Origin of the sequence: Pseudomonas parafulva, from assembly GCF_000800255.1 — a bacterium.
GTDB classification, from domain to species: Bacteria; Pseudomonadota; Gammaproteobacteria; order Pseudomonadales; family Pseudomonadaceae; genus Aquipseudomonas; species Aquipseudomonas boreofloridensis.
The window spans coordinates 2,567,671-2,583,344 of sequence record NZ_CP009747.1 but is presented as its reverse complement, the minus strand read 5'-3'; the positions used below and the strand labels follow the sequence as shown (position 1 = coordinate 2,583,344).

The 15,674-nt window shown below is 64.1% G+C and carries 17 protein-coding genes; all 17 read left to right on the top strand.

The genetic code is table 11. The features are described 5' to 3' along the window. Positions 1 to 2: 2 nt before the first annotated feature. The 17 genes from NJ69_RS10935 (at position 3) to NJ69_RS10855 (ending at position 15,666) form a co-directional block, all read left to right on the top strand. Positions 3 to 1,694 carry an ATP-binding SpoIIE family protein phosphatase gene (locus NJ69_RS10935; protein ID WP_039578940.1) on the top strand — a complete coding sequence of 564 codons (1,692 nt, stop codon included), beginning with the start codon at positions 3 to 5 and terminating at the stop codon, positions 1,692 to 1,694. A gap of 50 nt (positions 1,695 to 1,744) precedes the next feature. After that, positions 1,745 to 2,092, top strand: a complete 348-nt coding sequence (locus tag NJ69_RS10930) for an Hpt domain-containing protein (protein ID WP_039578937.1) — start codon at positions 1,745 to 1,747, stop codon at positions 2,090 to 2,092. A 73-nt stretch (positions 2,093 to 2,165) separates the two neighbouring features. Beyond that, positions 2,166 to 3,572: a flagellar hook-length control protein FliK gene (locus tag NJ69_RS10925; protein ID WP_039578935.1), complete on the top strand. Its 1,407-nt coding sequence runs from the start codon at positions 2,166 to 2,168 to the stop codon at positions 3,570 to 3,572. Between the two features lie 116 nt (positions 3,573 to 3,688). Next, on the top strand, positions 3,689 to 4,186 hold the full coding sequence (fliL, locus tag NJ69_RS10920) for a flagellar basal body-associated protein FliL (protein ID WP_029612409.1): 498 nt from the start codon (positions 3,689 to 3,691) through the stop codon (positions 4,184 to 4,186). A 10-nt stretch (positions 4,187 to 4,196) separates the two neighbouring features. After that, entirely contained in the window at positions 4,197 to 5,165 is a 969-nt protein-coding gene (gene fliM, locus NJ69_RS10915) for a flagellar motor switch protein FliM (RefSeq protein ID WP_029612408.1), read from the top strand. 45 nt (positions 5,166 to 5,210) lie between these two features. Then, a complete protein-coding gene (gene fliN / locus NJ69_RS10910) occupies positions 5,211 to 5,678 on the top strand; it encodes a flagellar motor switch protein FliN (protein ID WP_039578932.1) in 468 nt (155 codons plus the stop codon). Continuing rightward, positions 5,679 to 6,143, top strand: coding sequence for a flagellar biosynthetic protein FliO (gene fliO / locus NJ69_RS10905; protein ID WP_039578930.1), 465 nt, complete (start codon positions 5,679 to 5,681; stop codon positions 6,141 to 6,143). It begins immediately after the preceding gene. Further along, positions 6,140 to 6,895 carry a flagellar type III secretion system pore protein FliP gene (gene fliP, locus NJ69_RS10900; RefSeq protein ID WP_039578927.1) on the top strand — a complete coding sequence of 252 codons (756 nt, stop codon included), beginning with the start codon at positions 6,140 to 6,142 and terminating at the stop codon, positions 6,893 to 6,895. Before fliO ends, fliP begins: the two co-directional genes overlap by 4 nt. Before the next feature lie 21 nt (positions 6,896 to 6,916). Next, a complete protein-coding gene (gene fliQ, locus NJ69_RS10895) occupies positions 6,917 to 7,186 on the top strand; it encodes a flagellar biosynthesis protein FliQ (RefSeq protein WP_029612405.1) in 270 nt (89 codons plus the stop codon). Positions 7,187 to 7,193: 7 nt separating this feature from the next. After that, positions 7,194 to 7,970, top strand: coding sequence for a flagellar biosynthetic protein FliR (fliR, locus tag NJ69_RS10890; protein ID WP_039578925.1), 777 nt, complete (start codon positions 7,194 to 7,196; stop codon positions 7,968 to 7,970). A gap of 2 nt (positions 7,971 to 7,972) precedes the next feature. Further along, the gene (gene flhB / locus NJ69_RS10885; RefSeq protein WP_039578922.1) at positions 7,973 to 9,115 is read left to right on the top strand and encodes a flagellar biosynthesis protein FlhB; all 1,143 of its coding nucleotides are present in this window, start codon (positions 7,973 to 7,975) and stop codon (positions 9,113 to 9,115) included. A gap of 166 nt (positions 9,116 to 9,281) precedes the next feature. Next, positions 9,282 to 11,411 carry a flagellar biosynthesis protein FlhA gene (gene flhA / locus NJ69_RS10880; RefSeq protein ID WP_039578921.1) on the top strand — a complete coding sequence of 710 codons (2,130 nt, stop codon included), beginning with the start codon at positions 9,282 to 9,284 and terminating at the stop codon, positions 11,409 to 11,411. Between the two features lie 11 nt (positions 11,412 to 11,422). Beyond that, complete coding sequence (gene flhF / locus NJ69_RS10875) at positions 11,423 to 12,733, top strand: flagellar biosynthesis protein FlhF (RefSeq protein ID WP_039578918.1); 1,311 nt, start codon at positions 11,423 to 11,425, stop codon at positions 12,731 to 12,733. A gap of 67 nt (positions 12,734 to 12,800) precedes the next feature. Continuing rightward, complete coding sequence (gene fleN / locus NJ69_RS10870) at positions 12,801 to 13,643, top strand: MinD/ParA family protein (protein WP_205419329.1); 843 nt, start codon at positions 12,801 to 12,803, stop codon at positions 13,641 to 13,643. Next, complete coding sequence (gene fliA / locus NJ69_RS10865) at positions 13,640 to 14,380, top strand: RNA polymerase sigma factor FliA (protein WP_029614958.1); 741 nt, start codon at positions 13,640 to 13,642, stop codon at positions 14,378 to 14,380. The genes fleN and fliA overlap by 4 nt, the downstream gene beginning before the upstream one ends. Before the next feature lie 104 nt (positions 14,381 to 14,484). After that, the gene (locus NJ69_RS10860) at positions 14,485 to 14,859 is read left to right on the top strand and encodes a chemotaxis response regulator CheY (RefSeq protein ID WP_162889548.1); all 375 of its coding nucleotides are present in this window, start codon (positions 14,485 to 14,487) and stop codon (positions 14,857 to 14,859) included. 18 nt (positions 14,860 to 14,877) lie between these two features. Further along, on the top strand, positions 14,878 to 15,666 hold the full coding sequence (locus NJ69_RS10855; protein ID WP_029614960.1) for a protein phosphatase CheZ: 789 nt from the start codon (positions 14,878 to 14,880) through the stop codon (positions 15,664 to 15,666). Positions 15,667 to 15,674 lie beyond the last annotated feature (8 nt).

The window sequence follows — 15,674 nt, the reverse complement described above, 5'->3', positions numbered from 1 at the left end:
TCATGTCGGTGTCCCCGCGCTTGCGCGTGCTGATCGCCGAGGACGGTGCCACCGATCGTCTGCTGCTGGCGCAGATCGTGCGCCGTCAGGGCCATGAGGTCATCACCGCCGAGCATGGCGAGCAGGCGCTTGCCCTGTTCATCGAGCAGCGCCCGGACCTGGTGTTGCTCGACGCCCTGATGCCGGTGATGGATGGCTTCGAGGCGGCGCGCCGGATCAAGGCCCAGGCGGGCGAGCACTTCGTGCCGATCATCTTCCTCACTTCGCTCAACGAAGAGCAGGCGCTGGTGCGCTGCCTGCAGGCCGGTGGTGACGATTTCATGGCCAAACCCTACAGCGCGGTGATCCTGGCGGCCAAGATCAATGCCCTGGACCGTCAGCGGCGCCTGCAGGCGACGGTGCTGCAGCAGCGCGACGAATTGGCCAGGCACCACCATCACCTGCTCAACGAACAGCGCGTGGCCAAGGCGCTGTTCGACAAGGTCGCCCATGCCGGCTGCCTGCATAGCGACACTATCCGTTACCTGCAATCGCCCTACGCGCTGTTCAACGGCGATCTGCTGATGGCGGCGCGCACACCTTCGGGTGACCTGTACGTACTGCTCGGCGACTTCACCGGCCACGGTCTGCCGGCAGCCGTGGGCGCCATGCCGCTGGCCGAGATTTTCCATGGCATGACTGCCAAGGGCTACGGCCTGGCGCAGATGCTGCGCGAGATGAACGCCAAGCTCAAACGCATCTTGCCGGTGGACATGTTCTGCTGTGCGTTGCTGGTGGGGCTTGGCCTGGAGCGCGGCACGCTGGAGGTCTGGAACGGGGGCATGCCTGATGCCTATCACCTCACTGCGCACGGGCAGGTCCTGGCGACATTGCCGTCCCGGCATCTGCCGCTTGGCATCCTCGCGCCTGAACAGTTCGATGACACCACTGTGGTCATGCCCATGGCCTTGGGTGAGCGTTTGCTATTGCTCTCCGATGGCGTGATCGAGACGGGCGATGCCCAGGACCGGCTGTTCGGCGTCGAGCGCTTGAGCGAGGTGCTGAAGGCCAACCGTGAGCCGCGGCACTTGTTCGACGAGGTGATGCAGGCGTTGGCGCGTTTCGGCGGGCGGCCGCGTGACGATATCAGCCTGTGCGACATCGCGATGCTACCGCGCGACGAACGCCTGCCGCTCGAGCCGCCAACCCTCGACAACCACCGCAGCAGTCCGCTGGACTGGTCCTTGTCGCTGGTGCTGCACGCCGACAGCCTCAAGCGCTTCGACCCGCTGCCCTATCTGCTGCAATTGCTGCAGGAGATCGACGGCCTGCGCGCCAGCAGCGGGGTGCTGCACAGCGTGTTGGGCGAGCTGTATACCAATGCCCTGGAGCATGGCGTGCTCGGCCTCGATTCGCGCCAGAAAACCGATGCGCAAGGCTTTGCCGAGTACTACCGCGAACGTGATCGACGTTTGGCCAGTTTGCGCGAAGGGTTCGTGCGCATCGAGTTGAAGGTTGAACCCATCGCCGACGGTGGGCGTCTGACGCTTGAGGTCAGCGACAGTGGCACGGGTTTTGATATCGACGACGTGCTGGCCCATTCTGCGGCGCATCACAGCCTCAGCGGTCGCGGCCTGCATCTGGTCAGACGCTTGGGCGTACGTGCACAGTGGCTCGACGACGGACGGCGGGCACGGGTCGAATTCGGTTGGTAAAGTGACGGGTTGAATCCGGGCGCAGGCAGGCTTGATCAAGGAGCGAGCAAGTGACACACGAACATATCGACTACAAGGTGCTGAGCGACCTGCGGGAGGTCATGGAAGATGGCTACCTGCAACTGCTCGAGACCTTTCTGGAAGACTCCGAACTGCGCCTGAGTCAATTGCATCTGGCCAAGGACGCGCAGACGCTGGGCATGGCGGCACATAGCTTCAAGGGCAGCAGCAGCAACATGGGTGCGGTGGGTCTGGCCCAGCTCTGCCAGCAGCTCGAAGAGCGCGTGAGGCAGCAACCGTTGTATGGCATCGAGGACCTGATCAACCGCATCGATCTGGAATTCGTCGAGGTCCAGCGGTTCTATCGGGGCGAGCGCGAACGTATTGCCGCTGGTTGAAGGCAAAGCTGGCGCGAGTTTTGCTTATCCATGGCCAGTCACCCCTTTCGCTGCCCTGGCGTGGAGAGTTTCAATGCCTGTCGCATCCAACCCCTTGCTGCAACCCGGCCACGCCAGCCCTGCCTCGCGGCCAAGCACGGCAGTGCCGGAAAAACCTGCGCAGGCGCCGGGTTTACAGGGCGGCGGCTTCGACCAACTGATGGCCCGTCAGCAGCGCAATCAGCCCGCGATGCGCGCCGACAAGCCGGTCCAAGCGGCACCGAAGGACAAAGTCGATTTTGCACCCAGCGGCAAAGGCGGCAATGACAAGCCCGCAGCCCTTGCCGTCAATGGCAAGCCCTTGCCAGCGGCTCGCGACCAGGCCCCTGCGCGCACCGAGCAAAAGGCCCAAGACCGCGACGGCCCGTCAGCGCCTGCCGAAGACGATGTGCAGGCTTCGACCGGCAACGCTGAAGATCACCCCGTCGAACCCGGATCGGTCAACGCCAATTTGGTGGCGGGGCAGGTCACCGACGCCCAGACCGGGGCGCAGTTGATCCAGGCCCAGGCCGAGGCGGTCGCGCCAGTGCTTCAGGCGGCGGTCCAGCCTCCTGTGGCCACTGCCCAGGCAGCGGCGGCGCCGGCGCCTGGCACAGAGGAAAAACCGGCAGATGGCGACTTCGATCCCGAAGCCGACCCCTTGGCGAACATGCCGACCTTGCGCTTGGCCCTCGAACAGAGTGCCCAGGCCAAAGGCACGACCTCTACGCATGCCTCGTCCCAGAACGAAAAGACGCCAGGACAGGACGCCAGTGCATCGGGCACTGTCAATACCTTGGCGAATCTGCTGGTAGAAGCCGAGGGCGAGTCGCCGCGCGGTCAAACCCAGCATGGCGAGAAGGGTTTCTCTGAACTGCTTTCAACTGGTTTGAAGGACGTCAAGAAAGCCGACAGCGACACCCGTGTCGATGACTTCGCCAACCGTCTGGCCAACCTGACCCAGGCCGTCACGCCAAAGACTGCCAACGCCGTGGCCCCGAGCAACCCGCTGCAGCAGCCCCTGGTCATGAACCAGGGGGCCTGGAGCGAGGGGCTGGTCAACCGGGTCATGTACTTGTCGAGTCAGAACCTCAAGTCCGCCGATATCCAGCTTGAGCCGGCCGAGCTCGGTCGCCTGGACATCCGCGTCAACGTGGCGGCGGACCAAGCCACCCAGATCACCTTCATCAGTGGCCACGCCGGCGTGCGCGATACCCTCGACAGCCAATTGCACCGCCTGCGCGAGCTGTTCGCCCAGCAGGGCCTGGCCCAGCCTGACGTCAACGTTGCCGATCAGTCACGCCAGCAGCAACAGCAGGCGCAGCAGGGGAGCTCGAACTTCTCCGGTGTCGCGGCGCGGCGGGCCGGGGAGGGCGGCGACAACGCCGAGCCGGGCGACACCGCTCGGCCTGCCGAGCAGCAGGTGGTGATCGGCGACAGTGCGGTCGACTATTACGCCTGACGTTCCTGCAGGCGCGGCCTGAGCCGCGTCTGCAGACAGTCCGACAGATCTGGCATAACACTTGCTCAAGCCTCGTCATCCTTTCTTGAAACCACGATGGACGACGGATTATTGGCATGGCGAAGAGCGACGCAGTCAAAGACCCCGCCACTAAAGGCAAACTCAAGCTGATCCTGTTGGTGGTACTGGCCTTGCTGCTGGCCGTTGGCCTGTCGGTGGGCGCCACCTGGTTCGTCATGCACAAGAGCGAACCCGCACCGGCGGCGGATCCTGCGCAGGCCAACGTCAAGCCCCCTGCAATCTACGAGCCGCTGGCACCGGCCTTCGTGGTCAATTTCAACCAGAACGGGCGGCAGCGCTACATGCAGGTCAGCATCACCATGCAGGGCCGCAACCAGGCCGACCTCGATGCCCTCAAGGTGCACATGCCGGTGATTCGCAACAACCTGGTGATGATGTTCTCCGGTCAGGGCTTCGACAGCCTGGCCAGCAGCGCCGTGGGCGAGGAAATGTTGCGCCAGAAGGCCACCGCGGTGGTCCAGGAAGTGGCGCAGAAGGAAGTCGGCAAGCCGGTCATCGACCAGCTGCTGTTCACCAATTTCGTATTGCAGTAGGAGCCGACCGATGGCCGTGCAGGACCTGCTGTCCCAGGATGAGATCGATGCCCTGTTGCATGGCGTCGACGATGGGCTGGTACAGACCGAGAGCGCAGCCGAGCCTGGCAGCGTCAAGAGCTACGACCTGACCAGCCAGGATCGGATCGTTCGCGGTCGCATGCCGACCCTGGAAATGATCAACGAGCGCTTTGCCCGCTACACCCGCATCAGCATGTTCAACCTGCTGCGCCGCTCGGCCGATGTGGCCGTGGGTGGCGTGCAGGTGATGAAGTTCGGTGAGTACGTGCATTCGCTGTACGTGCCCACCAGCCTCAACCTGGTCAAGATCAAGCCGCTGCGTGGCACGGCGCTGTTCATCCTCGACGCCAAGCTGGTGTTCAAGCTGGTGGACAACTTCTTCGGCGGCGACGGCCGCCACGCCAAGATCGAAGGCCGTGAATTCACCCCCACCGAACTGCGCGTGGTGCGCATGGTGCTGGACCAGTGCTTCGTCGACCTCAAGGAAGCCTGGCAGGCCATCATGCCGGTGAACTTCGAGTACATGAACTCCGAGGTCAACCCGGCCATGGCCAACATCGTCGGGCCCAGCGAAGCGGTGGTGGTGTCGACGTTCCACATCGAGCTCGATGGCGGTGGCGGCGACCTGCACGTGACCATGCCCTATTCGATGATCGAACCGGTGCGCGAGATGCTCGACGCGGGCTTCCAGTCCGACCTCGACGACCAGGACGAGCGCTGGGTCAAGGCCCTGCGCGAAGACGTGCTGGACGTCAGCGTGCCGCTCTCGGCCACCGTCGCCCGTCGCCAGCTCAAGCTGCGCGACATCCTGCACATGCAGCCCGGCGACGTGATCCCGGTGGAGCTGCCTGAAAACCTGGTGCTGCGCGCCAATGGTGTGCCGTCGTTCAAGGCCCGGCTGGGCTCGCACAAGGGCACCCTGTCGCTGCAGATCATCGATCCGATCGAGCGCCGCTGACGGCGGCGCGATCGTACAACGCATTGAAAGCTTGTCGAGGACTTTATGGCTAACGAAAACGAGATCACCTCCCCGGAGGAACAGGCCCTGGCCGATGAGTGGGCCGCGGCCCTGGAAGAGACCGGCGATGCCGGCCAGGCTGACATCGACGCGCTGCTGGCCGCCGATGCCGGACGCGCCTCCGGCCCCGGTCGCTTGCCGATGGAAGAGTTCGCCAGCTCGCCACGGCCGAACGAGAACGTCAGCCTCGAAGGCCCGAACCTGGATGTGATCCTGGACATTCCGGTGAGCATCTCGATGGAAGTGGGCGCCACGGAAATCAGCATCCGCAACCTGTTGCAACTGAACCAGGGCTCGGTGATCGAGCTCGACCGCCTGGCCGGTGAGCCGCTCGACGTACTGGTCAACGGTACCCTGATCGCGCACGGCGAGGTTGTGGTGGTCAACGAGAAGTTCGGCATCCGCCTGACCGACGTGATCAGCCCAAGCGAACGCATCAAGAAGCTGCGCTGAGTGAAGGCCATGATTCGCGCCCTGGGCGCCTGCGCGGCCCTGCTCGCCAGCGAGGCGGTGCTGGCCAGCGCTGCCGTCGCGCCGGCGCCCGCCACGGCCCCCGCGCCTGACAGCCTGAGCGGACAACTGGCGCAGATGGTCCTGGGCCTGCTGTTGGTGGTCGGGGTGATCTTCCTGCTGGCCTGGTTGCTGCGGCGCATGCAACTGGCGCAACCGCGTGGCGGCCAGGTCATCGAGATCCTCGGCAGCCGAGCCCTGGGGCCGCGGGATCGGCTGGTGCTGGTGCAGGTGGGCAAGGAGCAGATTCTCATCGGTCACAGCCCTGGCAGCATCGAAGCCCTGCATGTGCTGGCCGAACCCGTGCCGGTGCCGGACAGCGCGCGCCAGGCCGCGCCGGAGTTTGCCCAGCGCCTGCTCGAATTGATGGGCAAGGATGGCAAGCACGACAAGGACAACCGCCGATGAACCGCGCGTTGCGCACGATCCTGACCCTGGCGCTGCTGCTGGCCGCGCCGCTGGCCTTGGCCGCCGATCCGTTGTCGATCCCGGCCATCACCTTGAGCAACGGGCCGAACGGCCAACAGGAATATTCGGTCAGCCTGCAGATTTTGCTGATCATGACGGCGCTGAGCTTCATTCCAGCGTTCGTCATTCTGATGACCAGCTTCACCCGCATCATCATCGTCTTCTCCATCCTGCGTCAGGCCCTGGGCCTGCAGCAGACGCCCTCGAACCAGTTGCTGACCGGCATGGCGCTGTTCCTGACGATGTTCATCATGGCGCCGGTGTTCGACCGGGTGAACCGCGATGCCCTGCAGCCCTACCTGAACGAGCAGATGACCGCCCAGCAGGCGATCGACAAGGCCCAGGGCCCGCTGAAGGACTTCATGCTGGCGCAGACCCGGCAGAGTGACCTGGACCTGTTCATGCGCCTGTCCAAGCGCACCGACATCGCCAGCCCCGACCAGGCGCCGCTGACCATTCTGGTCCCGGCGTTCGTCACCTCGGAGCTCAAGACCGCGTTCCAGATCGGCTTCATGATCTTCATCCCGTTTCTGATCATCGACATGGTGGTCGCCAGTGTGCTGATGGCGATGGGCATGATGATGCTCTCGCCGTTGATCATTTCGCTGCCGTTCAAGATCATGCTGTTCGTCCTGGTCGATGGCTGGGCGTTGATCATGGGTACGCTGGCCGGCAGTTTCGGCGGTGTCTGAGCCCGCTCCAGGAGGTGTCGCATGACCCCGGAAATCGCAGTCGACCTGTTTCGCGAGGCGCTCTGGCTGACCGCCATGATGGTGGCCGTGCTGGTGGTGCCCAGCTTGCTGGTCGGCCTGGTGGTGGCGATCTTCCAGGCCGCCACGCAGATCAACGAACAGACCCTGAGCTTCCTGCCGCGCCTGCTGGTGATGCTGGTCACGCTGATCGTGGTCGGGCCGTGGCTGGTGCAGAAGTTCATGGAGTACATGACCGGCCTGTACAGCGGCATTCCGCAGTTGATCGGGTGAGCGGCGCATGCTCGAGCTGACCGCTGCGCAGATCGGCACCTGGGTCGCCACCTTCATCCTGCCGCTGTTTCGGGTCACCGCGGTGCTGATGACCATGCCCGTGTTCGGTACCCGCATGCTACCTGCGCGCATTCGCCTGTACGCGGCGCTGGCGATCACCGTGGTGATAGTGCCCGGCCTGCCGCCGATGCCCGAGTTCGAGCCCCTGAGCCTGCGCGGCGTGCTGCTGTGCGCCGAGCAGATCATCGTCGGCGCACTGTTCGGCTTTTCGTTGCAGATGCTGTTCCAGGCCTTCGTCATCGCCGGCCAGATCGTGGCGATTCAGATGGGCATGGCCATGGCCTCGATGATCGACCCCGCCAACGGCGTCAACGTGGCGGTGGTCGGCCAGTTCCTGACCATGCTGGTGAGCGTGCTGTTCCTGTTGATGAACGGCCACCTGGTGGTCATCGAGGTGCTCACCGAGAGCTTCACCACCTTGCCGATCGGCAACGCGCTGGTGGTCGAGCACTTCTGGGATATCGCCGGTCGCCTGGGGTGGGTGCTGGGTGCGGGGGTGGTGTTGATCCTGCCGGTGATCACCGCGCTGCTGGTGGTCAACATCGCCTTCGGCGTGATGACCCGCGCGGCGCCGCAACTCAATATCTTCTCCATCGGTTTTCCGCTGACCCTGGTGCTGGGGCTCGGCGTATTCTGGGTCGGCCTGGCCGATATCCTTTCCCACTATCAGCAGCTGGCCAGCGAGGCCTTGCAGTGGCTGCGTGAGCTGGCACGGGTGCGCTGAGCATGGCCGAGAGCGAGAGCGGTCAGGACAAGACCGAGGAACCCACCGACAAACGCAAGCGCGACTCCCGCGAAAAAGGCGAGATCGCGCGTTCCAAGGAGCTCAACACCTTCGCCATCACCCTTGGCGGCGCCGGTGCCTTGCTGGCCTTCGGCGGCTATCTGGCCGAGACGCTGATGACCCTGATGCGCATGAACTTCACCCTGTCGCGCGAAGTGCTGGTGGACGAGCGCTCGATGGGCGCGTTCCTCATGGCCTCGGGCAAGATGGCCATCTGGGCCACTCAGCCGGTGCTGGTGCTGCTGTTCGTGCTGTCGCTGGTGATGCCCGTCGTGCTGGGGGGCTTCATCTTTTCCGGTTCGCTGTTGCAGCCCAAGTTCAGCCGAATGAACCCGTTGTCGGGGATCAAGCGCATGTTCTCGCTCAATTCGCTGACCGAACTGTTCAAGGCGCTGGCCAAGTTCTGCCTGGTGTTGGTGGTCGCGCTGGTGGTGTTGACCAACGACCGCGAGGCATTGCTGGCGATCGCCAAGGAGCCGCTGGAGCAGGCGATCATTCACAGCGTCCAGGTGGTCGGGTGGAGCGCGTTGTGGATGGCGTCGGGGTTGCTGCTGATCGCCCTGGCGGATGTGCCGTTCCAGCTTTGGCAGACGCACAAGAAGTTGAAGATGACCAAGCAGGAGGTGCGCGATGAGTACAAGGACATGGAGGGCAAGCCCGAGGTCAAGCAGCGTATTCGTCAGTTGCAGCGCGAGGCTTCTCAGCGGCGCATGATGGCGGCGGTGCCGGAAGCCGACGTCATCATCACCAACCCGACCCACTATGCCGTGGCCCTGAAGTACGACCCGGAAAAGGGCGGTTCGGCGCCGCTGCTGCTGGCCAAAGGCACGGATTTCCTGGCCTTGAAGATTCGCGAGATCGGCCAGGAGCACAAGGTGCAGATCCTCGAGTCGCCCGAGCTGGCGCGGGCGATCTACTACTCCACCGAGCTGGAAAACGAGATTCCGGCGGGCCTGTACCTGGCCGTGGCGCAGGTGTTGGCCTACGTCTTCCAGATTCGCCAGTACCGCTCGGGACGCGGCAAGGCCCCGGATCCGCTGAACAAGGACCTGCCGATTCCGCCAGATCTTCGCCGCGACAGTTGAGCGTGTCGCAGAGCGTCCCGCTCGGTCACCGCTAGGGCGCTGCGGCGAACCGCCGCCCCCACCGGGACCACGCCCTATCGCATCCCAGGCAAAGTTGGAAAGCTTCTTGCAGAGCACCGCCCAGGCGCTGTCCAGGCGTCAAGTTTCTGCTCGAAGAGGATACCCGGTGGATCGCGCTCAGTTACTCAGCAACGCCCGCAATAACCTGGCCGGTCTAGGCCGGGGGAACCTGGGTGTGCCGCTGTTGCTGCTGGTGATGCTGGCAATGATGATGTTGCCCATCCCGCCGTTCCTGCTCGACGTGTTCTTCACCTTCAACATCGCCCTGTCCATCGTGGTGTTGCTGGTCTGCGTGTACGCCCTGCGCCCGCTGGACTTCGCCGCCTTCCCGACCATCCTGCTGGTGGCCACGCTGCTGCGTCTGGCGCTGAACGTGGCCTCCACGCGCGTGGTGATGCTCCACGGCCAGGAAGGGCATGGCGCGGCGGGCAAGGTGATCCAGGCGTTCGGCGAAGTGGTGATCGGTGGCAACTACGTGGTCGGTGCGGTGGTGTTCGCCATCCTCATGATCATCAACTTCGTGGTGGTGACCAAAGGTGCCGGGCGTATCTCGGAAGTGAGCGCGCGTTTCACCCTGGACGCCATGCCCGGCAAGCAGATGGCCATCGACGCCGACCTCAACGCCGGCCTGATCGACCAGGCCCAGGCCAAGGCGCGTCGTGCCGAAGTGGCCCAGGAGGCCGAGTTCTACGGCTCGATGGACGGTGCCAGCAAATTCGTCCGGGGCGACGCCGTCGCTGGCCTGCTGATCCTGTTCATCAACCTCATCGGCGGCATGCTCATCGGCATGCTCCAGCACGGCATGAGCTTCAGCGATGCCGGCAAGGTCTACGCGCTGCTCACCATCGGTGACGGTTTGGTGGCGCAGTTGCCGTCGCTGCTGCTGTCCACCGCCGCCGCGATCATGGTCACCCGCGCCTCGGGCTCCGAGGACATGGGCAAGCTGATCAACCGGCAGATGTTCGACTCGCCCAAGGCGCTGGCCGTCTCCGGCGGCTTGATGGTGGTCATGGGCCTGGTGCCGGGCATGCCGCACATCGCCTTCCTCAGCCTCGGCCTGCTGGCCGGCGGCGGCGCTTACCTGGTGTGGAAGAAGCAGCAGAAGGCCAAGCAGACGGCCCTGCAGGAGGCCCAGCGCCAGCAGGATCTGCTGCCTTCGCCGCAGCGTGCGATGGAAACCAAGGAGTTGGGCTGGGACGACGTCACACCGATCGACATGATCGGTCTGGAGGTCGGCTATCGGCTGATTCCCCTGGTCGACCGCAACCAGGGCGGGCAACTGCTGGCGCGGATCAAGGGCGTGCGCAAGAAGCTGTCCCAGGACCTGGGCTTCCTCATGCCCACCGTGCACATTCGCGACAACCTCGACCTGCAGCCCAGCGCTTACCGTCTCACGCTGATGGGCGTGATCCTGGCCGAGGCCGAGATCTATCCGGACCGCGAGTTGGCCATCAACCCCGGTCAAGTGTTCGGCAGCCTCAACGGTATCGCTGCGCGCGACCCGGCCTTCGGCCTGGAGGCGGTGTGGATCGATGTCGCCCAGCGCGCCCAGGCGCAGTCGCTGGGCTATACGGTGGTCGATGCCAGTACCGTGGTTGCCACGCACCTGAACCAGATTCTGCAGAAGCACTGCCACGAGCTGATCGGCCACGAAGAGGTCCAGCAGTTGCTGCAAGTGCTGGCCAAAGCCTCGCCCAAACTTGCAGAGGAACTGGTGCCAGGCGTCATTTCCTTGTCGGGGCTGCTCAAGGTCTTGCAGGCGTTGCTCTCCGAGCAGGTGCCGGTGCGTGACATCCGCAGCATTGCCGAAGCCATCGCCAACAATGCGGCCAAGAGTCAAGATACCGCCGCGCTGGTGGCCTCGGTGCGGGTCGGCTTGTCCCGCGCCATCGTGCAAAGCATTGTAGGCACTGAGTCCGAGCTGCCTGTGATCACCTTGGAGCCCAGGTTGGAACAGATCTTGCTCAATAGTCTGCAACGGGCCGGGCAAGGTCAGGAAGACGGTGTTCTCCTGGAGCCGAGCATGGCCGAGAAGCTGCAGCGTTCGCTCATCGAGGCGGCGCAGCGCCAGGAGATGCAGGGCCAGCCGGCCATTCTCCTGGTGGCCGGTCCCATCCGCGCCATGCTGTCGAGATTCGGTCGTCTGGCCGTGCCCAATCTGCACGTGCTGGCCTACCAGGAAATACCGGACAACAAGCAAGTCACCATCGTTGCCACCGTGGGCCCTAACGGCTGAGGTAGTGGGTTATGCAAGTTAAGCGTTTTTTCGCCGCCGACATGCGTCAGGCCATGAAACTGGTCCGCGATGAGCTTGGTGCCGATGCCGCGATCATCGGCAACCGGCGCATTGCCGGTGGTGTCGAGCTCACGGCCGCGCTGGACTACACACTGTCCGCCCTGGCCCCGCGCGTGCCCAACCTGGAGCTGGAAGACGAGCTGCGCAAGACCCAATCGCGTATCGCTACCGCCCAGGCCGAACTGGACGGGCGTGGCGACGTCGAGGCGGGCAACCGTCAACTGTTCGCCGGCCTTTCGCTGACCGCCTCTGAACCGCTGGTCGAGCCGCATGTCGAGGCGCCCGCTGCCGCGCCGGCTGCGGCCGTGTCGGGCGTCGATCGCCGCGTGTTCGACGCCATGCGCTCCGAGCTCTCGGGCCTGCGCGAATTGCTCGAAGTGCAGCTCGGCTCGCTCGCCTGGGGCCAACTGCAGGGCAACAAGCCCCAGCAGGCCAATCTCTGGCGGCGCTTGCAGCGCCTGGGCCTGTCCGGTCCGATCGCCCGCGAGCTGCTGCAACTGGCCGGCGAGATCGACGAGCCGCGCCAGGCCTGGCGCATGGTCCTGGCGCATCTGGCGCGCTTGATCCAGGTGCCGGAGGTCGAGCCGCTGGAAGAGGGTGGGGTGATCGCCATGGTCGGTCCGGCCGGCATGGGCAAGACCACCACCCTGGCCAAGCTGGCGGCGCGCTACGTGCTCAAGTATGGCGCGCACAACCTGGCGCTGGTGAGCATGGACAGCTACCGCATCGGTGCGCAGGAGCAGCTCAAGACCCTGGGCCGCATCCTCAACGTGCCGGTGACCTACGTCGACCCGGGCCAATCGCTGGCCCAAGCCCTGGAACCGCTGCTGCGCAAGCGCGTGGTGCTGATCGATACCGCCGGCCTGCAGGCCAGCGACCCGGCCCTGCGCATGCAGCTCGAGTCGCTGGCCGGGCGCGGCATCGCCGCGCGCAACTACCTGGTACTGGCCACCACCAGCCAGAAGCAGGTGCTTACCGCCGCCTACCACAGCTACAAGCGCTGTGGCCTGGCCGGGTGCATCCTGACCAAGCTCGACGAAACCGGCAGCCTCGGCGAAGTGCTGAGTCTGGCCATCAGTCATGAACTGCCCGTGGCCTATCTCACCGATGGTCCGCGCATTCCTGACGATCTACAGCTGCCGCGCCGGCACCAATTGGTCAGTCGCGCTGTCAGTGTGCAGTTGCAGGAAGATCCCAGCGAGGAGGCCATGGCCGACATGTTCGCTGATCTCTACCACAATCCCGACAAGCGCGTAGGTTGACGATGCACGGCGCCCGGGAGTCGACAGCGACCCTTCAAGTGGGCAAGTCCCACGCGAGACAAGGTAAATAACAGACATGGGTAGCATGCATCCCGTACAGGTGATCGCCGTCACCGGTGGCAAAGGTGGCGTCGGCAAGACCAACGTTTCAGTGAACCTGTCCCTGGCACTGGCCGAGCTCGGCCGCCGGGTCATGTTGCTGGACGCCGACCTGGGTCTGGCCAACGTCGATGTGCTGCTGGGGCTCACGCCCAAACGCACCCTGGCCGACGTCATCGAGGGGCGCTGCGAGTTGCGCGATGTGCTCCTGCAGGGGCCGGGCGGTGTGCGCATCGTGCCAGCGGCCTCCGGCACCCAGAGCATGGTGCACCTGGCGCCGGCACAGCATGCCGGGCTGATTCAGGCGTTCAGCGAAATCGGCGACAACCTCGATGTGCTGGTGATCGACACCGCTGCGGGCATCGGTGACTCGGTGGTCAGCTTCGTGCGCGCCGCCCAGGAAGTGCTGCTGGTGGTGTGCGACGAGCCCACCTCGATCACCGACGCCTACGCCTTGATCAAGCTGCTCAACCGCGATTACGGCATGAACCGCTTCCGCGTCCTGGCCAACATGGCGCAGAGCCCGCAGGAAGGGCGCAACCTGTTCGCCAAGCTGACCAAGGTCACCGACCGCTTCCTCGACGTTGCCTTGCAGTACGTCGGCGCCGTGCCCTATGACGAATGCGTGCGCAAGGCGGTACAGAAGCAGCGCGCAGTCTACGAGGCGTTCCCGCGCTCCAAGTGCGCCCTGGCATTCAAAGCCATTGCGCAGAAGGTCGACAGCTGGCCGTTGCCGGCCAACCCGCGCGGCCACCTGGAATTCTTCGTCGAGCGCCTGGTGCAACCCACCAGCGCGGGACCGGTGCTATGAACGCGAGCGGTTTCAAGATGTACAGCAAAGCCTCCAAGGACGCCCAATACGAGCTGGTCGAGCGCTATGCGCCGCTGGTCAAGCGTATTGCCTACCATCTGCTGGCGCGCCTGCCGGCCAACGTGCAGGTCGAAGACCTGATCCAGGCCGGCATGATCGGTTTGCTGGAGGTGGCTAACAAATACGACGCCAGCAAGGGCGCGAGCTTCGAGACCTACGCCGGTATTCGCATCCGCGGTGCGATGCTCGATGAGGTGCGCAAGGGCGACTGGGCGCCGCGTTCGGTGCACCGCAACACGCGTATGGTCAGCGACGCGATTCGCTGCGTCGAAGCAAGAACCGGTCGTGACGCTAAAGATCACGAGGTTGCTGCCGAACTCCAATTGGGTCTCGACGATTATTACGGGATCCTGAACGATACCTTGGGCAGCCGTCTGTTCAGTTTCGACGACCTGCTGCAGGACGGCGAACACGAGGGGCTGCACGAGGATGGGGTCAGTGGTCAGGTCGAGCCGTCGCGCGATCTGGAAGACGAGCGCTTCCAGGCCGCGCTGACCGATGCGATCGCCAACCTGCCGGAGCGCGAGCGTCTGGTCCTGGCCCTGTACTACGACGAGGAACTGAACCTCAAGGAGATCGGGGAAGTGCTGGGGGTCAGTGAATCGCGCGTGAGCCAGTTGCACAGCCAGTGCGCGGCGCGTCTGCGCAGCCGCCTGGGAGAATGGCGGGCACGCTGAGCCCCGATTCGCTGCAGTCGTTGTACGTGGTGCCGAATTGATTGAGCGCGCGCTTGTGAGACGAGCGCGTTTAAGACTGCTTGGAGGTCTAATTGAACAAAGACATGAAAATCCTCATCGTTGACGACTTCTCGACGATGCGGCGGATCATCAAGAACCTGTTGCGTGATCTGGGCTTCACCAACACCGAAGAGGCCGACGACGGCGTCACGGCGTTGCCGATGCTCGAAAGTGGCCACTACGACTTCCTGGTGACCGACTGGAACATGCCCGGCATGTCCGGCATCGATCTGCTGCGCAAGGTGCGCGCCCACGACCGGCTCAAGGGGATTCCCGTGCTGATGGTGACGGCCGAGGCCAAGCGCGAGCAGATCATCGAAGCGGCTCAGGCCGGGGTCAACGGCTATGTAGTCAAGCCATTCACCGCGCAGGTGCTCAAAGAAAAGATCGAGAAGATCTTCGAACGCGTCAACGGCTGAAGCATGTCTGGGGGCGCTATGGAATCAAAAAAAGATTCTTTGGGGGAGTTCGAGTCGACCCTGAAGAAGCATGCCGAACAACTGGTGCAGAGCCTTGAGCGCGGCCAGTTCGGCGAGGCGGTGCAGCTGATCCATCAGCTCAACCAGACCCGAGACCGTGGCTTGTATCAAGAGGTCGGCAAGCTGACCCGTGAGCTGCACAGCGCCATCGTCAGCTTCCAGATCGACCCGCGCATGCCGCAGGCCGAGGAAGTGTCGCAGATCACCGACGCCACCGAACGGCTGTCCTACGTGGTCCGCCTGACCGAGAACGCGGCCAACCGCACCATGGACCTGGTCGAGGAGAGCACGCCCGTGCTCAACGACCTGTCGGCCGAGGCGCAGACGTTGTCGGCCGATTGGCAGCGCTTCATGCGTCGCGAAGTGCCGGCCACCGAGTTTCGCGAGTTGGTCAAGCGCGTCGACGGTTTCCTGACGCACAGCGCCGAAGGCAACCGCAAGGTGGCCGGTCACCTCAACGACATTCTGCTCGCCCAGGACTACCAAGACCTGACCGGGCAGGTGATCAAGCGGGTCACCGCGTTGGTCGCCGAGGTCGAAAGCAATCTGCTCAAACTCGTGTTGATGGCCAGTCAAGTCGACCGCTTTGCCGGTATCGAACATGACCACGATCAATTGCGTGCTGAAAAAGATGAAGAAAAACATCCAGCCCGGGGTGAAGGTCCGCAGATTCATGCCGATAAGCGTGAAGACGTCGTGTCCGGTCAGGACGATGTCGACGATCTGCTATCCAGCCTGGGTTTTTAGGGAGCACG